Source organism: Nostocoides sp. F2B08, assembly GCF_009184895.1.
Classification (GTDB): domain Bacteria; phylum Actinomycetota; class Actinomycetes; order Actinomycetales; family Dermatophilaceae; genus F2B08.
The window spans coordinates 1-21,031 of the sequence record NZ_WESE01000017.1; the positions used below are offsets into that span (position 1 = coordinate 1).

18 protein-coding genes are annotated in these 21,031 nt (G+C 69.7%); 14 read left to right on the forward strand and 4 right to left on the reverse strand.

From position 1 onward, the window contains the following. The first annotated feature begins 134 nt into the window (after nt 1-134). Complete coding sequence (locus tag GA707_RS19915) at nt 135-1,352, forward strand: acyl-CoA dehydrogenase family protein (protein ID WP_152180199.1); 1,218 nt, start codon at nt 135-137, stop codon at nt 1,350-1,352. 180 nt (nt 1,353-1,532) lie between these two features. Further along, nucleotides 1,533-1,973, forward strand: a complete 441-nt coding sequence (locus GA707_RS19920) for an Hsp20/alpha crystallin family protein (protein ID WP_226963995.1) — start codon at nt 1,533-1,535, stop codon at nt 1,971-1,973. Nucleotides 1,974-2,032: 59 nt separating this feature from the next. On the opposite strand, the gene GA707_RS19925 is transcribed toward GA707_RS19920, so the two are convergent. Further along, nucleotides 2,033-2,944: a LysR family transcriptional regulator gene (locus GA707_RS19925; protein ID WP_152180200.1), complete on the reverse strand. Its 912-nt coding sequence runs from the start codon at nt 2,942-2,944 to the stop codon at nt 2,033-2,035. 117 nt (nt 2,945-3,061) lie between these two features. Between GA707_RS19925 and GA707_RS19930 the strand changes: the two genes are divergently transcribed. Beyond that, on the forward strand, nt 3,062-4,645 hold the full coding sequence (locus GA707_RS19930; protein WP_152180201.1) for an aspartate:alanine exchanger family transporter: 1,584 nt from the start codon (nt 3,062-3,064) through the stop codon (nt 4,643-4,645). An 82-nt stretch (nt 4,646-4,727) separates the two neighbouring features. Here GA707_RS19930 and GA707_RS19935 read toward each other — a convergent pair whose 3' ends face one another. Then, entirely contained in the window at nt 4,728-5,828 is a 1,101-nt protein-coding gene (locus GA707_RS19935) for a calcium/sodium antiporter (protein ID WP_152180202.1), read from the reverse strand. 58 nt (nt 5,829-5,886) lie between these two features. Here GA707_RS19935 and GA707_RS19940 point away from each other — a divergent pair, with 58 nt between their 5' ends. Together GA707_RS19940 and GA707_RS19945 are read left to right on the forward strand one after the other, a co-directional pair. Beyond that, complete coding sequence (locus tag GA707_RS19940) at nt 5,887-6,738, forward strand: NAD-dependent protein deacetylase (protein ID WP_304650390.1); 852 nt, start codon at nt 5,887-5,889, stop codon at nt 6,736-6,738. An 82-nt stretch (nt 6,739-6,820) separates the two neighbouring features. Next, entirely contained in the window at nt 6,821-7,462 is a 642-nt protein-coding gene (locus tag GA707_RS19945; RefSeq protein WP_152180203.1) for a peroxiredoxin, read from the forward strand. 15 nt (nt 7,463-7,477) lie between these two features. On the opposite strand, the gene GA707_RS19950 is transcribed toward GA707_RS19945, so the two are convergent. Further along, on the reverse strand, nt 7,478-8,101 hold the full coding sequence (locus GA707_RS19950; RefSeq protein ID WP_152180204.1) for a bifunctional 2-polyprenyl-6-hydroxyphenol methylase/3-demethylubiquinol 3-O-methyltransferase UbiG: 624 nt from the start codon (nt 8,099-8,101) through the stop codon (nt 7,478-7,480). A gap of 205 nt (nt 8,102-8,306) precedes the next feature. Between GA707_RS19950 and GA707_RS19955 the strand changes: the two genes are divergently transcribed. The 6 genes from GA707_RS19955 (at nt 8,307) to GA707_RS19980 (ending at nt 15,337) form a co-directional block, all read left to right on the forward strand. Continuing rightward, nucleotides 8,307-8,996 (forward strand): hypothetical protein, encoded by a 690-nt coding sequence (locus GA707_RS19955; RefSeq protein ID WP_152180205.1) that lies wholly within the window; start codon nt 8,307-8,309, stop codon nt 8,994-8,996. Further along, the gene (locus GA707_RS19960; RefSeq protein WP_152180206.1) at nt 8,996-9,709 is read left to right on the forward strand and encodes a class F sortase; all 714 of its coding nucleotides are present in this window, start codon (nt 8,996-8,998) and stop codon (nt 9,707-9,709) included. Before GA707_RS19955 ends, GA707_RS19960 begins: the two co-directional genes overlap by 1 nt. Before the next feature lie 113 nt (nt 9,710-9,822). After that, entirely contained in the window at nt 9,823-10,248 is a 426-nt protein-coding gene (locus GA707_RS19965; protein ID WP_152180207.1) for a DUF4259 domain-containing protein, read from the forward strand. A gap of 214 nt (nt 10,249-10,462) precedes the next feature. Then, nucleotides 10,463-11,926 (forward strand): cell wall-binding repeat-containing protein, encoded by a 1,464-nt coding sequence (locus GA707_RS19970; protein WP_193315458.1) that lies wholly within the window; start codon nt 10,463-10,465, stop codon nt 11,924-11,926. A 72-nt stretch (nt 11,927-11,998) separates the two neighbouring features. Continuing rightward, nucleotides 11,999-13,087, forward strand: coding sequence for an alpha/beta hydrolase (locus GA707_RS19975; RefSeq protein ID WP_193315459.1), 1,089 nt, complete (start codon nt 11,999-12,001; stop codon nt 13,085-13,087). A gap of 105 nt (nt 13,088-13,192) precedes the next feature. Further along, nucleotides 13,193-15,337 (forward strand): heavy metal translocating P-type ATPase, encoded by a 2,145-nt coding sequence (locus GA707_RS19980; protein ID WP_152180210.1) that lies wholly within the window; start codon nt 13,193-13,195, stop codon nt 15,335-15,337. Here GA707_RS19980 and lexA read toward each other — a convergent pair. Continuing rightward, a complete protein-coding gene (lexA, locus tag GA707_RS19985; protein ID WP_193315460.1) occupies nt 15,334-16,218 on the reverse strand; it encodes a transcriptional repressor LexA in 885 nt (294 codons plus the stop codon). The two genes, GA707_RS19980 and lexA, sit on opposite strands and share 4 nt — an antisense overlap. Before the next feature lie 225 nt (nt 16,219-16,443). Between lexA and GA707_RS19990 the strand changes: the two genes are divergently transcribed. The 3 genes from GA707_RS19990 (at nt 16,444) to GA707_RS20000 (ending at nt 20,907) form a co-directional block, all read left to right on the forward strand. After that, nucleotides 16,444-16,824 (forward strand): LysM peptidoglycan-binding domain-containing protein, encoded by a 381-nt coding sequence (locus tag GA707_RS19990; RefSeq protein WP_152180211.1) that lies wholly within the window; start codon nt 16,444-16,446, stop codon nt 16,822-16,824. A 565-nt stretch (nt 16,825-17,389) separates the two neighbouring features. Then, complete coding sequence (gene nrdR, locus GA707_RS19995) at nt 17,390-17,878, forward strand: transcriptional regulator NrdR (RefSeq protein WP_152180212.1); 489 nt, start codon at nt 17,390-17,392, stop codon at nt 17,876-17,878. Between the two features lie 59 nt (nt 17,879-17,937). After that, on the forward strand, nt 17,938-20,907 hold the full coding sequence (locus GA707_RS20000; RefSeq protein ID WP_152180213.1) for a vitamin B12-dependent ribonucleotide reductase: 2,970 nt from the start codon (nt 17,938-17,940) through the stop codon (nt 20,905-20,907). The last annotated feature ends 124 nt before the right edge of the window (nt 20,908-21,031 follow it).

Sequence of the window (21,031 nt, forward strand, 5' to 3'; positions counted from 1 at the left end):
CGGGGCCTCCCACATCTGTCGGATAGGCCGAGCAGGCGGCCCCTGCTCGGTAACCCACGAGCATCTGTGCGCGGGGCCCCGGCCCGCAACCAGCCCACCAGGCCGGTCACCTCATAGCGTCTAGGGTGAGCCTCATGGACTTCGAGCTCACGGACCGCTGCAAGGACTACCAGGCTCGCGTGCAGGCCTTCATGGACGAGCACATCTACCCGAACGAGTCGACCTACCACGTGCAGATGGCACAGGCGGACGGCCCGCACCACCAGCCGGCGATTCTCGAGGAGCTCAAGGTCAAGGCCCGCGACGCCGGGCTCTGGAACCTCTTCCACCCCGACCCGCAGTGGGGACCGGGCCTGAAGAACGCCGAGTACGCACCGCTCGCCGAGATCATGGGGCGGGTCCAGTGGGCTTCGGAGGTCTTCAACTGCAACGCGCCCGACACCGGCAACATGGAGGTGCTGACCCACTTCGGCACCGACGAGCACAAGGAGCGCTGGCTCAAGCCGCTCCTCGCCGGCGAGATCGCCTCCGCGTTCGCCATGACCGAGCCGCGGGTCGCGAGCTCGGACGCGACGAACATCGAGATGACGATGCGCCGCGACGGCGACGAGTACGTCCTCAACGGTCGCAAGTGGTGGACCTCGAACGCGATGCACCCCAACTGCAAGGTCCTCATCGTCATGGGCAAGACCGATCCCGAGGCCGAGAAGCACCGGCAGCAGTCGATGATGGTCGTGCCGCTCGACACCCCCGGCGTCACGGTTCTGCGCAACCTGACGGTCTTCGGCTACGCCGACCGGGAGGGTCACGCGGAGGTCGACTTCGACGACGTCCGCGTGCCGGCCACCGCGCTGCTCGCCGGCGAGGGCGACGGCTTCATGATCAGCCAGGCCCGGCTCGGGCCGGGCCGCATCCACCACTGCATGCGTTCGATCGGCGCCGCCGAGCGCGCACTCGACCTGATGATCGACCGGGCGGCCCGCCGGGTCACCTTCGGCCAGCCGGTCGCGCAGCGTTCGAACGTCCAGGACTGGATCGCCGAGTCTCGGATCGAGATCGACATGGCGCGTCTGCTCACCATGAAGGCCGCCTGGCTCATGGATACGGTCGGCAACAAGGGTGCCCGCACCGAGATCGCCGCGATCAAGGTCGTCGCGCCGAACGTCGCGCTCAAGGTGCTCGACCGCGCCATCCAGGTCCACGGCGGTGCGGGAGTCTCGCAGGACTTCCCGCTCGCCGAGATGTACGCCGGTCAGCGCACCCTCCGGCTCGCCGACGGCCCCGACGAGGTGCACAAGATGGTCATCGCCCGCCGCGAGATACGGCGCCGGCTCGCCGACAACCCGGTCTGAGCGCCGTCGACCGCTGAGCGTGGTGGCCCGGGCCGGTCGCCTCTGGCCACGTGAGGTCCGCCACCACGGCGTCCGACCCCTTCCGGTCCGGGCCGTGGAGGAGTACACCGGAAGGTGGAGGGGTCTGGTTCCCACCGACTCCCCAGAGTCGGGCCAGCCCTCCGGGCGAAGGAGGGACAGATGAGTCTCGTCAAGCGCGAGTCGCGTGCCGTGCGACCCTTCGAGTGGTGGCCCACCGAGGACCGCTTCGAGCAGATGGTCCGCGACATGTTCCGCGGGTTCGGGACCGCTCTGATGAAGGTCGAGGAGTACGTCGACGACGACTCGTGGGTGCTCCGGGCCGAGCTGCCCGGTCTCGACCCCGACGAGGATGTGGAGCTGACCGTCGCCGACGGGATGCTCCACATCACGGCTGACCGGGAGGAGCGCACCGAGGAGGACAAGCCGGACGGCTTCCGATCGGAGTTCCACTACGGCCGTCTGGAGCGTCACCTGACGCTTCCCGCGGGAACCGTCGAGTCCGATATCGCGGCCACCTACAAGGACGGCATTCTCGAGGTCCGCGTGCCGCTGACCGAGAAGCCGACGGAGGCGGCGAAGATCCCAGTCCAGAAGGGCTGAGCGACACGACCTGAGCGACACCCGAACAGACCGCACGCCTCCCGTATGCGGTGCTCGCCTCAGCCGTGCACCTCGGCCGCCTCGACCAGCGCCTCGATCGTCGCCTGCACCGCGGGCACCCTGGCGAGGTCCGGGGTCGTGACAGCGAAGATCTCGCGCCGCGAGCTCGGGCTGACCTGCAGTGCCCGCACGGACGGGTGATGGGTGGTGCGGAGAATGAGGTCGGGGATGAGGGCGACGCCGAGACCCTCGGCGACCAGGCCCTGCACCGCGACGTAGTCCTCGGTCTCGAAGGCGACGTTCGGTGCGAACCCGGCCTCGCGGGCGAGGTGCACGAGGTGGCCCCGGCACTTCGGGCAGCCCGCGATCCATGGCTCATCGGCGAGTGCGCCGAGTTCGGCGGTGTCCTGGTCGGCAAGAGGGTGACCGTCTGGCAGGGCGAGGCGCACCTCGTCGTCGAGGAGCTTGGTGACGACGAGGGAGTCGAGGTCCTCCTGGATCTCGGACAGGTCGATGCCTTCGTAGGAGAACGCCACCGCGAGGTCGCACTCGCCAGCCTTCAGGGCGGCAAGCGACTCGGGCGGCTCGGCCTCGGTGAAGGTCACGACGACGTCCGGATAGCGGCGTTTGACGAGGGCGAGGGCATGGGGCACGACGGTGGCCGACGACGACGGGAACGCCATCAGGCGGACCCTGCCGGAGCGCAGCCCGGCGATGGCGGCGACCTCCTCCTCGGCTGCGTCGAGCGCGGCGAGCACGGTGGAGGCGTGCCGGGCCAGCACCTGGCCTGCCTCGGTGAGTCTGACCGACCGGCCGAGGCGCTCGACGAGGACGGTGCCGGTGCGCTGCTCGAGGCGCCGCACCATCTGGGAGATCGCGGGCTGGGTGTACCCGAGGGACACCGCGGCGGCGGTGAAGCTGCCCTCGTCCTGGATGGCCTTCATGACTCTCAGGCCGGCGGCGTCGATCATGACCTCATCATATAACGTTCCGTTATCCCGCGTGCCATAGGCCCAACACGATGTGACGGATGCTCTTGCGGGGGTGGCCGAGCCTGCGCCGGCCCCGCACGGCGTAGCGTGGGGCCCGTGGACGGTCTACTCGCCGAGCGCCCGATCCTGCTGCTGTTCGTCCTCCTCGCCGTCGGGACCGCCTTCGGAGCCGTCCGGGTCCGCGGCTTCTCACTCGGGCCGGCGGCCGTCCTCTTCACCGCCCTGGCCTTCTCCGCCTACGACGAGCGGCTCGCCCTCCCCGAGGCGCTCGGGACCTTCGGGCTCGCCGTCTTCGCCTACGCGATCGGCATCACCGCCGGTCCGTCGTTCTTCGCCTCGTTGCGCACCGGGCTCAAGCCCATCACCCTTGTGGCGACGACACTGGTCGGGCTCGGTGTACTCGCCTTCGCTCTCGGGCAGGCGTTCGGTTTCGACGTCGGCACGATCGCGGGCGTCTATGCCGGCTCGGGCACCAACACTCCCGCCCTGGCCGCCGCGGTCATCCGTCTCGACGGTGCACCCGAGCCGACCGTCGCATACTCGATCAGCTATCTCGGCGGCGTGCTCGTCATGCTCGGCGCGGCCGTCCTCGCGCTGCGCAGCGGCGAGCGCCACCCGACGGCGGACGACCGGGCCACGCCACCGGCGGTGGCGACCGCGACGATCGAGGTGACCCGGGACAACGCCCTCAGCGTCGCCGAGCTGACGCTCACCCCGCACGGTCGGGTCATCGTCTCGCGGCATCGCGGGGCCGACGGTGTGGTCCGCATCGCCGAGGGCACGACGGTGCTGGAGCCCGGAGACCTCGTCCTCGCGATCGGTCCGGAGGCCGCCCTGGCTCACCTCACCAAGCAGCTCGGCCGCCCGAGCGACCAGCGGCTCGAGCTGGACCGTACCGAGCTCGACTTCCGGCGGATCGTGCTCTCCCAGCGCAAGTTCTTCGGCCACTCGGTGGCCGACCTGCACCTGTTCGAGCGCTTCGGGGCGCGCGCCACCCGGGTTCGCCGTGCGGACCAGGACTTCCTCGCGACCGACGACTTCGTCCTTCAGGCCGGTGACCGCATCCGGGTGGCGGCCCCGCGTCAGCACATGCCGCAGGTCGCCGACTACCTCGGCGACAGCGACCACAGCACCTCCGACATCAACCCTCTCGGTCTGGCGATCGGGATGGCCCTGGGCCTCCTGCTCGGCGCGGTGCCGTTCTTCGTCCCGGGCCTCGGAACGCTCGAGCTGGGCCAGGCCGCCGGGCCACTGCTCGTCGGTCTCGTGCTCGGCCGGTTGCAGCGCACCGGTCCCATCGTGTGGACGCTCCCGCATCAGGCCGCCGAGACGCTCACCCAGCTCGGCCTTCTCCTGTTCCTCGCCTATGCCGGTGGCCGGGCGGGGTCGGCGTTCCTCGACGCCATCTCGAGCCCACTCGGGGTCGAGCTCGTCATCGTCGGTCTGGTGCTCACGACGGCGCACGCGGTCGTCCTGCTCGTCGTCGGCCGACGAGTGCTCGCCCAAAGCGGCCCGCGCGTCGCCGGAGTGATCGCCGGCTCGCAGACCCAGCCGGCCATCCTCGCCCACGCCAACGAGTCCACCGGCTTCGATCCACGGGTCGCTCTGGGCTACGCCCTCGTCTACCCGGTCGCGATGGTCGTCAAGATCGTGGTGGTGCAGGTCATCACCCTGCTGTGAGACATGCAGGGTGAGGTATGCGGCGGCCGGCCGTTCGGACCGGACCCGTCACCACCGTCCGAGGAGGGTCAGCCTGCCCGTGTCAGCCGGGTCGGCGCCCGCGGATCGCGTCGCGCATCTGGGCCCGGCCGCGGCGCAACCCGATCTCGTAGGCGACGAGGAGGATGAGGGTGAGCGCGACGATCGGGAGCACGAACGCCGTCATCACGACGGTGAAGCCGCCCAGCGCGTCGTGCTCGGTCGCCCAGAGCACGAGGTAGACGACGTAGGACACGTACAGGGCGAGGAACAGCCCGCCTTCCCACCTCTCGATGACGAACCCGGTGAAGGCCACCGGCAGCAGGGCGATGGCCGCCGCGATCATGAGCGGGATGTCGAGGGCGATGGCGGCCTGGGGAACCGGGATTCCGGGGCTCGTGATGATCGAGGGCAGGCCGAGGACGAGACCGATGTTGGCGATGTTGCTGCCGACGACGTTGCCGATGGCGAGGTCGCGCTCACCCTGGCGCACGGCGATGAGCGACGTCGCGAGCTCGGGCAGGGAGGTGCCGATCGCGACGACCGTGAGGCCGATGACGAGGTCGCTCAGGCCGAGCGCGGAGGCGATCGAGCTGGCGCCGCTGACCAGCCACTGGGCACCGGCGACGAGGAGCCCGACCCCGACCACGACGAAGACGACGGCGCGCCCTATGCCGGGGATCTCCTCGGCCCTCTCCTCGTCACTCGAGCTCTCGCCGCGGCCCGTCACGACCGACCAGGCGGTGTGGCCGACGAACAGCGCGAGGAGCAGCAGCCCTTCCCACGTCGAGATCAGGCCGTCGAGGGCCAGGACGAGCAGCAGCACCGAGGCCACGACCATGACCGGAACGTCGAAGCGGACCAGGCGCCGCCGGGCCACGAGCGGCAGGATCAGGGCCGAGGCTCCCAGGATGAGCAGGACGTTGGCGATGTTGCTTCCGACGACGTTGCCCACGGCGAGTTCGGGCTGGCCCCGCAGCACCGCTCCGGTCGTGACGGCGAGCTCGGGGGAGGAGGTGGCGACCGCGACGATGGTCAGCCCCACGACGAGGGGGGACATCCCCAGGCGGCGGGCGATCGCCGAGGCGCCGCGCACGAGGCCCTCACCGCCGGCGACGAGGCAGACGAGGCCGATGACGACGAGCCCGACGTCGAGCAGGTTCACAAGCGGTGAGTGTATGCGCCGCGCGCCTCGCGCTCGCACGTCACCGCATACTGGGGGCGTGTCCTCGCCAGCCGCCCTCGCTCCGGCCGAGGTCGGGCTGCGCGCGATGGCCGACATCGTCGCGACCAGGCCGGCGCTGGTGCTCACGGGTGCGGGGATGTCGACGGACTCGGGCATCCCGGACTACCGCGGCCCTGATGGCACGCGTCGCGTCACACCGATGCAGTTCGGTGAGTTCGTCGGCAGCGGCGAGGCCCGCCGGCGCTATTGGGCCCGGTCCTTCGTCGGGTGGCAGCGCTTCACCCAGGCGGGGCCGAACGCCGGTCACCACGCGGTCACCAGGCTGCAGAGCGCCGGCCTGGTCGGAGCGGTCATCACCCAGAACGTCGACGGCCTGCACCAGGCCGCCGCGACCCGCGAGGTCACCGAGCTGCACGGGGCGCTGGCCGACGTCGTCTGTCTCACCTGCGGCGACCGCAGCCGCCGGATCGACCTCGACCGGCGGATGCACGACGACAACCCCGGCTTCGTCGTCGACGGCGAGGAGATCCGTCCGGACGGAGACGTCTCGCTCGAGGAGGTCGACGTGGCCCGGTTCGTCGCGCCGCTGTGCCTGGCGTGCGGCTCGGACACCCTCAAGCCGGATGTCGTCTTCTTCGGCGAGTCGGTTCCCCGCGAGCGGGTCGACCACTGCTACGACCTCACCGAGCGCGCGGGGGCGCTGCTCGTCCTGGGCAGCTCACTCGCGGTGATGAGCGGCCTGCGGTTCGTGCGTCGGGCAGCCGCCCGACGCATACCCGTCCTGATCCTCACCCGACATCTGGCCAGGGGAGAGGAGCTCGCGACCGTCCGGGTCAGTGCGGACCTGAGCGAGTCGCTCGAGACGCTCTGCGAGCTGCTCGATACATAAACTCACGTTATTGCATCATGGTGGTGTCCTTATGCTGGACATTCAACTCGGTCCCTCCGACGGCTGCGGCACAGTGGCGGACATGGCACTCCACCTTGGCGACATCGCCCCTGACTTCATCGCCCGCTCGACGGCCGGCGAGATCTCCTTCCACGCGTGGGCGGGGGACAGCTGGGTCGTCCTCTTCAGCCACCCGGCCGACTTCACCCCTGTCTGCACGACCGAGCTCGGTCGGGTCGCCCAGCTCAAGGACGAGTGGGACCGGCGCGGCGTCAAGCCGATCGCCCTCTCGGTCGACTCGACCGAGGACCATGAGGCCTGGCGCCCGCAGATCGAGTCCTTCTCCTCGGCGTCGGTGACGTATCCGATCATCGCCGATGAGGACCGGGCCGTCGCGAGTCTCTACGACATGATCCACCCGGGTGAGGGCGACACGTCCTCGGTGCGATCGGTGTTCGTCATCGATCCCGCCAAGAAGGTGCGACTGTCGATCACCTACCCCAAGAGTGTCGGCCGGAACTTCGATGAGATCCTCCGTGCGGTGGACGCCCTGCAGACCACCGACCGGTCCGCCGTCTCCACCCCGGTCGACTGGCGGGCCGGTGAGCGGATCATCGTGCCGCCGACGGTTCCGACCGACGAGGCCCGCGAGCGGTTCGACGACGTCGAGGAGTTCTACCCCTACCTTCGCACGGCACGCATTCGCGAGGAGGTCGGCGCCTGACGCTGCCCTCGCGCCTCAGGTGGGGCGGCGCGCGACGAGCGCGACGTCGATCGCCGTCGCGCCGTCCGTGGTGGTCCGCTCGACCTCCTCGCAGCGCAGGATCTGCAGACCCCGCGCCTTCTCGCGCAGCTGGTCCGGCGTGTTCAGAATCGCTGGGTCCTGCGGTCCCCCGACCCCCTCGGTGAGGTTGCGCAGGGCATGGCCGACGACGACGAGGTGCCCGCCGGGCGCCACCCAGGTGGCGGCACGGCCGAACACGTCCTCGGGCAGGTGGAGGTATGCGACGAGCACGAGGTCGTACTCCGTCCCCTCCGCGGGGGCCCACGTGGTGACGTCGGCGGTGACCCACGTCAGCCGGTCGCCGAGGCCGCGCTGCTCGGCCTCGTGGCGGCCACGGTCGAGACCGATCTCGGCGAAGTCGACCGCCGTGGCGGTCCAGCCGCTCTCCGCCAGCCAGATGGCGTGGCGGCCCTCGCCCGCGCCGAGGTCGAGGGCCGTCCCGGGCGCCATTGAGCCGACGATCTCCGCGACATGCTCGTTCGGACCGCTGCTCCACACTCGCTCGGCGGCTCCGTAGCGCTCGTTCCAGATGCGTCGTCGGTCCTCGGTGTGTCGGTCGTCGGTCTGCTCGCTCGTCATACCCGCATTGTGCTCCTCCAATCGGGAGGCTCAGCCGTTGGGAGGATGCCTGTGAGTCCGGCGTGTGGCGAAGTGGACAACCCCGTCTCGACGCTCCCGGGTTGGGCGTATAGTTCCCTCGGCGCAGCACCCCAGGCGCGTGCCCGCCATGCCTCCCGGCCGTCAGCGTCGACGCCGGGGCCCTGCCACCACCTGTGAGGTCACCATGCGTTCCACCCTTGCCCGTTCCGTCGCGGCCGTCGGTCTCGGCGCCGCCCTGACCCTCGCCCCGGTCAGCATCGCCCTCGCGGACCCCACCGTCCCGAACCCGATCGACGAGCCCTTCGTCGATGTCTCCATCGGTGATGATTCCGAGTACAACAACGAAGCGAACTGGGAGTACTGGCTCGTGGAGCTGGGCTTCGAGGGTGTCTCGTGTGAGAAGACCGACTACCGGGGTGACGGTCCGACCGTCTACGAGGTCCCCGACTACGACTCGGAGAGCACGCCGTGGCTTCTCGCGGTCGTCAAGGCGGGCGCCGACCCGTCGACCGATGGGATGACCAACGACCTCTACTGGGAGCCGGTTCCGGGCGAGCAGCTCGAGCACAACTCCGGCAAGAACATCTCCCACGTGATCCTGTGCTCGGCCTACGTGGAGACCGAGACGACCCCCCCGACCACGCCGGTGACGTCGACCACGACCACGTCCACCACGACGACCACGACGGGGACGTCGACGACCACCACCGGCACCACCACGACGACCACCCCCGTGACCGGCCCGGTCGTCGAGACCGACCGTCCTGCCGGTGGTGACATGAGCCAGGTCGGCCTGTTCGCCGGTGCTGCCGCACTTCTCGCCGGCGCCACCGCCCTCGTGCTGGGACGGCGTCGCCAGTCCGCAGAGCACTGATGCGGCGACGCCCACTCGTCGTGGGCGCGATCGTCGCAGTCATCGGCGTCGCGCTGGTCCTCGTGGGGCTCCAGCGCGGCGCCGATGGCGTCTCGGCGGGTTCCGGCCCGTCGGACACCACGTCAGCGTCGGAGACGTCGGCATCGCCGCCTGAGAGCGGTGCAACCTCGGGACCGTCGGCCACCACGCCGACGACGGCCGCGCCCGGCACCGCCACGGCGACCGGACCCGCAGCCACCGCCGAGCCGCCGGCACCCCCCGCGACCGCGCTGGAGACCGGTCCGGCGTTGCGCATCCCCGACATCGGCCTCGACGCCGATCTGCACGCCGAGGGTCTGCGGGACGGCAGGATCAATCCGCCGGCGCGCACCGTCATGTGGTTCACGGGGTACGACCGGGTCGCACCCGGCGCGGTCGGCACCTCGGTCATCGCCGGCCACGTCGTGGCGAACGGGCGAGCGGACGTCTTCAACCGGCTCTCGGAGGTCGCCGTCGGCGACGAGGTCCAGGTCGTCGGTGATGACGGCGTCGAGACCTTCCGAGTGGTCCGGGCAGGAGTGGTCGACAAGGACGAGCTCACCGTCGACCAGACCGTGTGGGGCGCCAACTCGTCGGTCCGTCGGCTCGCGATCATCACCTGCGACGACGCCTACGGCTTCCGCAGCGACGGACACCGTGTCGCCAACTACGTGGTCATCGCCGAGCCCGCCTGAGCCGTGCTCCGGCCGGGACGACTGCACCTCGAGTGTGCCGACCCACGCTTCGTGGTGCGCGGCCGCACCGATAGCGTTGAGCCGTCACACCGGCTGAGCTGAGGAGTGCGTCGATGGGAGCGTGGGGAACCGGTCCGTTCCAGAACGACGAGGCACTGGACTTCGTCGCCGCGGTCGAGGAGGCGGGGCGGTCCGGACGGCTCGGGGCACTGGGTCGTCCACTTGAGCACGTCGTCCGCTCCGGTGACTATCTGATTGCACCGGATGTGACCGAAGCCGTGGCGGCGGCGGGAGTCGTCGGGGCCGTGCTCAACCCGACCGAGTCGGCCGGCGAGCCGGGTCTCCCGGAGTGGGCGGCCCAGGTGCCCCCCGAGCGGCTCGACAACGAGCTCGTCGAGCTCGCCCGCCGCGCCCTGCGCCGCGCCCTCCAACCGCACGACAACGAGGCATACGAGCTCTGGGCGGAGGCCGGGGCCGACGCCCAGTGGCAGGACGACGTGCGCCGGGTCCTTGGGTGGCTCGGAGACCGCGACGACTGACGGCCGCTGCCGCCGGTCGACTGTGTTCGTCACACCAGTCACACCCGTCACCAAGGGGTCGGTCGTTCGGACCAGAACGCCACCGATCCCGACCGCGACCGTCGACATGGTCCGCACCCCTGGGCATAGTGGCGAGGACAGGCGTCGTGATCGTCCGCCCATCCCGGTGGCCGTGTTCGGATGCCTGTCTCGGCAATCTGGTCAGGAATTCGGTATGGGCTCGTTCGTCACTCGCTCGCTCGTCGCTCTGGGTGCAGGTGCGGCCCTCGTGCTCGTGCCGGCGAGCACCGCATACGCCGAACCCGCCCCGAACCCCCTGGTCCCGGGCGATGACGAGCAGGCGATTCTCACCCTGCCCGATCTGCCCGAGTACGACTCGCAGTTCAACTGGTCGCGCTGGGTCGAGGAGATCGACTACGACGGCGGTGAGTGTCTGAAGACCACCGTCGGTGGGCAGACCTTCACGATGCCGGCCTTCCCTGGCCAGTTCGAGGACTGGCTCGTCACCATCGTCAAGTCCGTCGGGGACGAGTCGACGCCGGCCACGAACGACCTGACCTGGTGGCCCATCCCCGGAGAGGTCTTCTGGCACAGCAGCGGGCAGGATATCGCCCACGTCATCTACTGCTCCGCCGACTTCAGCGACGACGGCGGAGTCGTTCCGCCGCCTCCCGTGACGACCACGACGACACCGACTCCCACGCCCACGAACACGACGACGACGCCGCCCGTGACGGCCACCGTGGAGCGGCTGTGGGGCCAGACCGCGTACGAGACGGCCGTGGCGATCAGCGAGAACGCCTTCCCGAGTGGAGCCGACACGGTCTTCGTCGCGACGGGTGAGACCTTCCCGGACGCCCTGGCCGCGGCACCCGCCGCCACGCTGTCGAACGCCCCCGTTCTGCTCGTGAGGCGCGACTCCGTCCCAGCGGCCACGCAGCAGGAACTCCTTCGGCTGGCCCCTCAGAACATCGTTCTCCTCGGTGGGACGTTGGCGGTGAGTGAGGCGGTCGAGGAGTCACTGCGTGGGTTCACCACGCAGCAGACTCCGGAGTCGGTGACTCGCATCTGGGGGGCGACTCGCTACGACACCGCGGCCGCCATCTCGGGAGGGGCCTTCCAAACGGACGTGCCGGTCGTCTACGTGGCCACGGGGCAGAACTTCGCGGACGCACTCGCGGGCGGTGCCGTGGCCGCACGCGACGGGGCGCCCGTCATCCTGGTCGGACCGACCGGGATTCCGCCGGGCAGCCATGACGAGCTGACGCGCCTCAGTCCGACCCGCATCGTCCTCCTGGGAGGCCCGCTGGCTGTCGACGAGTCGGTCGCCACCCTGCTGGCCGGCTACACCGACGGCGGGACCGGGAGCTCTGTTCAGCGGGTCTGGGGCCAGAACGCCTACGAGACGGCGGTCGAGGTCTCGACGTACGCCTATCCGACTGGCGCGGCGACGGTCTACCTCGCCACCGGCGGCAAGTTCCCGGACGCGCTGGCGGTCGCTCCGGTGGCCGGCCAGAACGGCGCCCCCGTCCTCCTGCTGCCCCCGGACGGGACCGTTCCTGCCAGTGTCGCAGCGGAGATCACCCGTCTGAACCCGCAACGCGTGGTCGTGCTCGGTGGCGAGCTCGCCATCACGGCCGGGCAGTACGACGCCGTCGCAGCACTGTTGGCGCCGTAGGCGTCTCGGCCGAGACGAAGCGCACACGCCGCTCTCTAGCGCGCTCCCACCCTGCACGCGCATGCTTGGAGGGTGGGAACCCCGCCCAGTTCTCTGCGTCGACTGGGGAGCGCCGGCGCAGGGTTCGTCGTCGGGCTGATCCTCCTCGCCGTGGGCCTCGGGATCGGCCTGGGCCATCTGCTCAAGGGCGGCGTCACCCCGGTCGCGCTGCTCGGTCTCGCGGCGCTGGTATGCGGTGGTGCCCTGGCCCTGACCGCGGGCGTGGCGATCGCACGAGCGACGCCCTCGTGGTGGCGGCTGCTGTCCGTTCCGGCGTTGCTGCTCGCCGCGGTGTTCGTCGTCTACGTCCTCGCGGTCCCGCTGCGCGTGGCGGTTCCAGGTCGTGCCGAGCCGCCCGCAGCCGCGCCCGGAGAACTGGTGGGAGCGCGGGCCGTCACCGTCGACACCGTCGACGACGAACGCCTCGCGGGGTGGTACTCGCCGTCCACGTCCGGAGCGGCGGTCGTGCTCGTGCCCGGGTCGGGCAGCTCGAGCGCAGCTCTGGGTCGGCATGCGACGGTCCTGGCCGAGGCAGGCTTCGGAGTGCTCGCCCTCGACCCTCGCGGTCAGGGGGACAGCAGCGGCCGGGGCAACGACTGGGGCTGGTTCGGTGAGGAGGACGTGCCGGCCACCGTCACCTGGCTGACCGAGCAGGAGGACGTCGATCCCGCTCGGATCGCGGTCGTCGGCCTGTCCATGGGTGGCGAGGAGGCGATCGGCGCAGCGGGAGCGGACCACCGCATACGTGCCGTCGTCGCCGAGGGTGCGATGAAGCGCACGGCTGCAGACATGGAGTGGCTCGTCGATGCATACGGCTGGCGGGGCTCGGTCACTCTCGGCATCCAGCGCGTCCAGACCGCGGTGGCCGACCTGCTGAGCCCGGCCTCGCCGCCGCCGCCTCTACGCGAGGCCGCCTCGGCTGCAGCGCCGCGCCCCATCCTCCTCATCACCGCGGGGGAGCGCCCGGACGAGGGGCTCGCTGCAGAGTCGATCAGGGCTGCCTCTCCCGACTCGGTGGAGGTGTGGGAGGTCCCGGGCGCGACGCATACGGCGGGCCTGCGCACGGACCCGAGCGGCTGGACCGAGCGGGTGATCGGGTTCCTCACCGAAGCTACCCGCTGAGGGCACTTCGCCTGGACATATACCCCCGGGGGGTATATGTTTGCTGGTGATGCACCGACCCGAGCGCGACACGGAGTTCGGATCCCGATCGAGGAGGCGGCGACGATGAGCACACGAGCCGAGCACAACACCACCCATCAGGGGCGGTCGGAGCACGAGAGCGAACGCCGGTCCGACCAGGCCGAGCACGGCAGTCGCGGACAGGAGGGCCGCGGCCGCCACGCCGGCCACAGCGGACCGGTCGGGCACTCCGATCACACGGGCCAGGACCACGTCGCGATGTTCCGACGCCTGTTCTGCATCATGCTGGTGCTCGCGGTCCCGACGACCCTGGCCAGCCCGATGTTCGCGGACCTGCTCGGATACTCCTTGCCGGACGTGCCGGGCATGATGTGGGTGAGCCCGATCCTCGGCACGGTGATGTACCTCTGGGGCGGCCGACCCTTCTATACCGGCGCCGTCGATGAGATTCGGCAGCGCAAGCCGGGGATGATGCTGCTCGTCGGGATGGCCATCACGGTCGCCTTCGTCGCATCGCTCGCCGCCAGTCTCGGTCTGCTGCCGCACGACCTCGACTTCTGGTGGGAGCTGGCACTGCTCATCGTCATCATGCTCCTCGGCCACTGGATCGAGATGAGATCTCTCGCCCAGACCTCGTCCGCGCTCGAGTCGCTCGCCGCGCTCCTCCCCGACGAGACCGAAAGGGTCGAGGGGGAGCGCACTGTCACCGTCTCGCCGGCGGACCTCGAGGTGGGAGACGTGGTCGTCGTGCGGCCCGGTGCGAGAGTGCCCGCTGATGGAGAGGTCGTCGACGGCGCCGCGGCGGTGGACGAGTCGATGATCACCGGCGAGTCGAAGACGGTGCGCCGCTCGGTGGGGGACACCGTTGTCGCCGGGACCGTCGCCACGGACTCGGCCGTGCGCGTGCGGGTCACCGCGGTCGGTGACGACACTGCACTCGCCGGGATCCAGCGGATGGTCGCGGACGCGCAGAGCTCGTCGACCAGGGCGCAGAGGCTCGCCGACCGGGCCGCCGGCTGGCTGTTCTGGTTCGCGATCGTCGCCGCCGCCGTCGCCGCGGTCGTGTGGCTATCGCTCGCCACCCCCGACACCGCACTGATCCGCGTGATCACCGTCCTCGTGATCGCCTGTCCGCACGCCCTGGGTCTGGCCATCCCTCTCGTCGTGTCGATCACCACCGAGCGGGCGGCCAAGGGCGGCGTGCTCATCAAGGACCGGATGGCGCTGGAGCGGACCCGGGTCGTGGACACCGTGCTCTTCGACAAGACGGGGACCCTGACCAGGGGCGAGCCGGCGGTGGTCGAGATCGCATCGGCCGACGGGATCTCCCGGGACGAGGTGCTCGCCCTCGCGGCGGCCGTCGAAAGCGACAGTGAGCATCCGCTGGCACGCGCGATCGTGCGGACCGCGCAGGAGCGCGACCTGCGGTATGCGGCGGCAAGCGACTTCAGCTCCGCGCCGGCGGTCGGGGTCACGGGGACCGTCGACGGCAGCGTCGTCCGGGTCGGAGGGCCCTACCTGCTCGAGGAGGAAGGCCTGGACCGGATGCCCGTTGCGCAGGAGTGGAGTGAGCGGGGGTCGACTGTCCTTCACGTGATCCGTGACGGAGCCGTGGTCGGTGCACTGGCCGTCGCGGACGAGGTCCGTGAGGAGTCCCGCGAGGCGGTCGACACGCTGCATCGGCTCGGGATCCAGGTTGTCATGATCACCGGCGACGCCGAGCCGGTGGCCTGGGCGGTTGCGCAGGATCTCGGGATCGACGACGTGCTCGCCGGTGTGAGGCCGGAGAACAAAGCGGACAAGGTCAAGGCCCTCCAGGACGAGGGCCGTGTCGTGGCCATGGTGGGCGACGGGGTCAACGACGCTCCTGCACTGGCCCAGGCGGACGTGGGCATCGCCATCGGCGCCGGAACCGACGTGGCGATCGCATCGGCGGGAGTCGTCCTGGCCAGCGACGACCCGCGGTCGGTGCTCTCGGTGATCCAGCTGTCGCGCGCCGGCTACCGCAAGATGAAGCAGAACCTTTGGTGGGCCGCCGGCTACAACCTGGCGGCGGTTCCGCTCGCGGCCGGCATCCTGGCCCCGATCGGGTTTGTCATGCCGATGGCCGTTGGTGCGCTCCTGATGTCCGCCTCCACCGTGGTCGTGGCCCTGAACGCCCAGTTGTTGCGACGACTCGACCTCAGGCCCGAGGCCAGCGCGAGGGCCTTGCGTGAGTCCGAGGGCTAGATCCGGCGAAGGACGGCGGTGACCCGTCCGAGGATCGTGGCGTGGTCACCGTCGATGGGCTCGTAGTCGGGGTTGTGCGGCATCAGCCAGACCTTGCCGTCGCGACGCTTGAAGGTCTTGACCGTCGCCTCGTTGTCGAGCATCGCCGCGACGATGTCGCCGTTCTCGGCGGTCGGCTGCTGGCGCACGACGACCCAGTCGCCGTCGCAGATCGCCGCGTCGACCATCGAGTCCCCCTGGACCTTGAGGAGGAAGAGCGACCCCTCGCCGACGATCTGACGCGGGAGCGGGAAGACGTCCTCGACGACCTCCTCGGCGGTGATCGGCACGCCGGCGGCGATCTGACCGAGCACCGGCACATAGGACGCCTCGGGACGGTCGTCGCGCAGGCCGGTCTCGTCGACCGTGGCGTCGGGGTCGGCCCCCGAGACGGCAGGTCGGGCGTGGGGATCATGTCCGCGATATCCGCCCAGGTCGGGCGCGTTGGGGTCGACGACCTCGAGAGCTCGGGGGCGCATGGGGTCGCGCCGGATGTAGCCCTTGCGTTCGAGCTGGGTGAGCTGATGGGCGACCGAGCTGGGGGAGTTGAGCCCCACCGCCTCGCCTATCTCGCGCACAGCGGGCGGGTAGCCGCGGCGGTCGATCGAGTTGCGGATGACTTCGAGGATGCGGCGCTGGCGGGCGGTCAGGCCACCGCTTCCCTCGCGGTCGGGAAGCTCGTGGACGGACGCGTCCCGGTCGGTGTGACCCCTCTCCTGGGCACGGGCCGGCGTGTCGGCGAACTCGCTCTCGGCGGCGATCTCCTCAGCGCGACGGAGCTGCTCGCGAACCTCGTCCTCGGTCGGGCGGCCGGCGTTGCGGGGTCCGCGGGATGTGCTCATCGAGGGTCCTTTCCCGTCCCGTCAGGGTGACCAGCGCTCGGTGGGCAAGCACTGTCAGTGGTCCCTGGTTGGCTCCTACTCGTGAGCACGAGACTACGCGTTCCGAACATATGTGCCAAACATATGTTCGAGCGTGTCTTGCGCGTCTTCGAACATACGTGCTAGACATTGGACAGGTGTTCGATCGCACACATGTTCGATCGGACCGAGACGAAGGAGAAGCAGATGTCGACTGCAGCAGCATGGGACACTCTCCCGGCGCGCACGGCGCCGGTGCGCCCGACGTTCGTCGTGATCGACGGAGCGGCCGGCCAGGTCAGCGCGCGACCCTCCGTTCTGTGGGTGCCGCGGTGGGTGCGTCTGGCGTTCACGCTCTCGGTGGTCGCCGTCGTCGTGAGCGTCGCTTTCGGCCTCGGGGGAGCGAGCGCCGCCCCGGGGCCACTCGGCTCGGTCGAGGTCCTTCCGGGCCAGACGCTGACCCAGATCGCCCAGGCTGAGATGCCCGGCCTCCCCGCTGCCGAGGCGGTGGCCCGCATCCAGCTGGCGAACAACCTCCCGTCGACGCACGTCACCGCGGGCCAGGTGATCGTCATCCCCGCCTCCTGAGTCCCACCGTCCCACCGGCCCACACCTGTCCCATGACTCCTGAGTGTCTCGACCCCACTCAGGTCCGGGTCTCGCAGTCTCACCTCCTGCGAGTCCTTGCGGCGTCGCTGTCGTTTCCCACGGCAGCGACGCCGCTTTCGTGGGGCCGGCATCGCGACGGCTGCACCCGCACCGGAAGTTCGACCTTCCACCTGCCGCCGCGCCACCGACGCACTGCACCCGAAGTTCGACCTTCCACCTGCAATGTCACGGGCGAGCTCGCAGTTCGGGTGTCGGAGCGGCGGTTCGGGCGGCGAGGCGACAACCGAGGCGCACGGATCGCCCCTTGGGGCCGCATCCGCGAAGGGGCTCGACACGCCGACGACACGCCGGGTCGGATGTTTCCCCGCCCACATCCTTGCTCTTGTGGTGCATTCGGGACTAGATTCCTAGATCTAGTGGTTACACCAATGTAGTTCGCCCACATCTTGTGCACCGCTTGTCCACAGCATGTGACGCGCCATACACAGCCTGACCACTGACTTATCCACATTCGGGGCGATCCAGACGAGCGAGGAGGCGCGCGATGCACTGTCCGTACTGCCGCCACACCGACTCCCGTGTCATTGACTCGCGCACCGCCGACGACGGGTCGAGCATCCGCCGCCGTCGCCAGTGCCCGGAGTGCAACCGCCGCTTCACCACGACCGAGACGACGAGCCTGTCGGTCCTCAAGCGCTCCGGCGCCTCCGAACCGTTCAGCCGATCCAAGGTCCTCGTGGGCGTCCGCAAGGCATGCCAGGGCCGACCGGTCACCGAGGACCAGCTCGCCCTACTCGCCCAGCGTGTCGAGGAGACCATCCGGGCCCAGGGCAGCGCCGAAGTCGATGCCCACGAGGTCGGGATGGCGGTGCTCGACCCGCTGCGCGAGCTCGACGAGGTCGCCTACCTCAGGTTCGCCAGCGTCTACCAGGCCTTCGACTCCCTCGAGGACTTCGAGGCGGCGATCACCCTCCTGCGAGCCGAGCGCGACGCGACCGGCGTCGAACCGGAGCCGGCCGCGGCGGGCGACTGACGCATACAGACATCAACAGCACGACAAACCGAATATCCGAGAAGAAGCAGGAGAGCAGCATGACCGAGACAGCCCGGTCCCGCAACGGCGCGAAGAAGTCCGCCAAGGGGGTGACGATCGAGCGCATCTACACGACCCCCGGCGTGCACCCCTACGACGAGGTGACCTGGGAGCTGCGCGACGTCGTGCAGCAGAACTGGAAGACGGGGGAGACGATCTTCGAGCAGCGGGGCGTGGAGTTCCCGGAGTTCTGGAGCGTCAACGCGTCCACGATCGTCACGACGAAGTACTTCCGGGGGGCGCTCGGCACCGAGGCGCGCGAGCGCAGCCTCAAGCAGCTCATCGACCGGGTCGTGCTGACCTACACGGCGGCCGGCAAGGAGCACGGCTACTTCGGCAGCCCCGAGGACGCCGAGATCTTCGAGCACGAGCTGACCCATGCGCTGCTCCACCAGGTCTTCAGCTTCAACTCGCCGGTGTGGTTCAACGTCGGCACCAAGAGCCCGCAGCAGGTCAGCGCGTGCTTCATCCTCTCGGTCGACGACTCGATGGACTCGATCCTCAACTGGTACAAGGAGGAGGGGTTCATCTTCAAGGGCGGCTCAGGCGCCGGTCTGAACCTCTCTCGGATCCGCTCGTCCAAGGAGCTGCTCTCCTCCGGCGGGACGGCCAGTGGTCCGGTCAGTTTCATGCGTGGTGCCGACGCCTCAGCGGGCACGATCAAGTCCGGTGGCGCGACCCGCCGGGCGGCGAAGATGGTCGTCCTCGACGTCGACCACCCCGACATCGAGGAGTTCGTCGAGACCAAGGCGCGCGAGGAGGACAAGATCCGTGCGCTGCGCGACGCCGGCTTCGACATGGACCTCGGTGGCAAGGACATCGTCAGTGTCCAGTACCAGAACGCGAACAACAGCGTCCGGGTCACCGACGAGTTCATGCGCGCGGTCGAGGAGGGTGCCGAGTTCGGTCTGCGGGCCCGGATGACCGGTGAGGTCATCGAGACCGTCGACGCCCGCGAGCTCATGGGCAAGATCGCCAAGGCCGCGTGGGAGTGCGCCGACCCGGGCATCCAGTACGACGACACGATCAACGACTGGCACACCAACCCGGAGACGGGCCGGATCACCGCCTCGAACCCCTGTTCGGAGTACATGTCGCTCGACAACTCGTCGTGCAACCTCGCCTCGCTCAACCTGCTGAAGTTCCTCCGCGACGACGACACCTTCGACGCGGCGACCTTCCAGAAGGTGACCGAGCTCGTCATCACGGCGATGGACATCTCGATCTGCTTCGCCGACTTCCCGACCGAGAGCATCGGTGCGACGACGCGCGACTACCGCCAGCTCGGGATCGGCTATGCGAACCTCGGTGCGCTGCTCATGGCGACCGGCCACGGTTATGACAGCGAGGGCGGCCGCGCCCTGGCGGCCACCATCACCTCGCTGCTCACCGGTGCCGCCTACAAGCGGTCGGCCGAGCTCGCCGCGGTCGTCGGCCCCTACGCCGGGTATGCGCGCAACGCCGACGCGCACAAGCGGGTCATGCGCAAGCACCAGGCCGCCAACGACGCCGTGCGCACGCTGCACACGATGGACAAGGACATCCACCGGTACGCGACGAAGGCCTGGGAGGACGTCGTCAAGCTCGGTGAGAAGAACGGCTACCGCAACGCGCAGGCGAGCGTGCTCGCGCCGACCGGCACGATCGGCTTCATGATGGACTGCGACACCACCGGTGTCGAGCCGGACTTCTCGCTCGTGAAGTTCAAGAAGCTCGTCGGCGGCGGGTCGATGCAGATCGTCAACCTCACCATCCCGCGTGCGCTGCGCAAGCTGGGGTATGCGGAGGAGACGATCGAGGCGATCGTCGAGTACATCGCGGACAAGGGGCACGTCATCGACGCCCCGGGTCTGAAGACCGAGCACTACGAGGTGTTCGACACCGCAATGGGTGCTCGGGCGATCTCGCCGATGGGTCACGTGCGGATGATGGCGGCGGTCCAGCCGTTCCTCTCCGGTGCGATCTCCAAGACGGTCAACCTGCCGGAGACGGCGACCGTCGAGGACATCGAGGAGGTCTACATCGAGGGCTGGCGCCTGGGTCTGAAGGCCCTGGCCGTCTACCGCGACAACTGCAAGGTCGGCCAGCCGCTCTCCGACGGCGGCTCGACCGCGAAGGACGCCAAGGCCGACGCTGCATCTGCTGGCGGCTCCGCCGCTGCAGCGGCCGGCTCCGCCGAGCCGGAGGTCGTCGAGAAGGTCGTATACCGGCCGACTCGGGAGCGTCTCCCGAAGCGTCGCAAGAGCCAGACGACGTCGTTCGCCGTCGGTGGCGCCGAGGGATACCTCACCGCCGGGACCTACGACGACGAGCGGCTCGGCGAGATCTTCCTCAAGTTCGGCAAGCAGGGCTCGACTCTGGCCGGTGTGATGGACGCGTTCTCGATCGCGATCTCGGTGGCGCTGCAGTACGGCGTGCCGCTTGAGACCTATGTCGAGAAGTTCACGAACATGCGCTTCGAGCCCGCCGGCATGACCGATGACCCGGACGTGCGGATGGCGCAGTCCCTCATGGACTACGTGTTCCGCCGGCTGGCGCTGGACCACCTCGACTTCGAGACGCGCTCCTTCATGGGCATCCACACCGCGGAGGAGCGGGCTCGCCAGCTCGAGACCGGCTCCTACGCGCCGTCGATCGACGAGACCGACGAGGAGGCCATCGAGGACGAGATCGAGGCGTACAGCCAGGGTGTCGGCGCCTCGACCAAGCGCCGTGAGGCCGAGGCGGCCGCCTCCGCAGCGGACGTCGACAAGCACGACATCGACGCCTCGACGATCCACTTCGGCGCCGGCGCGGCCTCGGCCCGAGAGGTGTCCGAGGAGATCCACTCCTCGGCCGACCTGCTCGCCAAGTTCGGCGACAAGAAGGCCGCGGACGCCCCGATGTGCATGACCTGCGGGACGAAGATGCGCCCCGCCGGCTCCTGCTACGTCTGCGAGGGCTGCGGCAGCACCTCCGGCTGCAGCTGAAAGCGAGCCATATTCAACGGATGCAACGTTGGGGCCGCTCGTCCAGCGGGCGGCCCCAACATCTCGTGACGAGGTTACAGTCGATCGAGCCCTGTTCAACCGAAGTAACTTGCGGGGCCATTCA

Excerpts from the sequence above, each read along its gene's own strand:
- GA707_RS19925 (WP_152180200.1), bottom strand. The coding sequence starts at position 2,944 with ATGATCGACGCCGCCGGCCTGAGAGTCATGAAGGCCATCCAGGACGAG.
- nrdR (WP_152180212.1), top strand. The coding sequence starts at position 17,390 with ATGCACTGTCCGTACTGCCGCCACACCGACTCCCGTGTCATTGACTCG.
- GA707_RS19945 (WP_152180203.1), top strand. The coding sequence starts at position 6,821 with ATGGCACTCCACCTTGGCGACATCGCCCCTGACTTCATCGCCCGCTCG.
- lexA (WP_193315460.1), bottom strand. The coding sequence starts at position 16,218 with ATGAGCACATCCCGCGGACCCCGCAACGCCGGCCGCCCGACCGAGGAC.
- GA707_RS19915 (WP_152180199.1), top strand. The coding sequence starts at position 135 with ATGGACTTCGAGCTCACGGACCGCTGCAAGGACTACCAGGCTCGCGTG.
- GA707_RS19960 (WP_152180206.1), top strand. The coding sequence starts at position 8,996 with ATGCGGCGACGCCCACTCGTCGTGGGCGCGATCGTCGCAGTCATCGGC.
- GA707_RS19950 (WP_152180204.1), bottom strand. The coding sequence starts at position 8,101 with ATGACGAGCGAGCAGACCGACGACCGACACACCGAGGACCGACGACGC.
- GA707_RS19965 (WP_152180207.1), top strand. The coding sequence starts at position 9,823 with ATGGGAGCGTGGGGAACCGGTCCGTTCCAGAACGACGAGGCACTGGAC.
- GA707_RS19970 (WP_193315458.1), top strand. The coding sequence starts at position 10,463 with ATGGGCTCGTTCGTCACTCGCTCGCTCGTCGCTCTGGGTGCAGGTGCG.
- GA707_RS19990 (WP_152180211.1), top strand. The coding sequence starts at position 16,444 with ATGTCGACTGCAGCAGCATGGGACACTCTCCCGGCGCGCACGGCGCCG.
- GA707_RS19920 (WP_226963995.1), top strand. The coding sequence starts at position 1,533 with ATGAGTCTCGTCAAGCGCGAGTCGCGTGCCGTGCGACCCTTCGAGTGG.
- GA707_RS20000 (WP_152180213.1), top strand. The coding sequence starts at position 17,938 with ATGACCGAGACAGCCCGGTCCCGCAACGGCGCGAAGAAGTCCGCCAAG.
- GA707_RS19980 (WP_152180210.1), top strand. The coding sequence starts at position 13,193 with ATGAGCACACGAGCCGAGCACAACACCACCCATCAGGGGCGGTCGGAG.
- GA707_RS19955 (WP_152180205.1), top strand. The coding sequence starts at position 8,307 with ATGCGTTCCACCCTTGCCCGTTCCGTCGCGGCCGTCGGTCTCGGCGCC.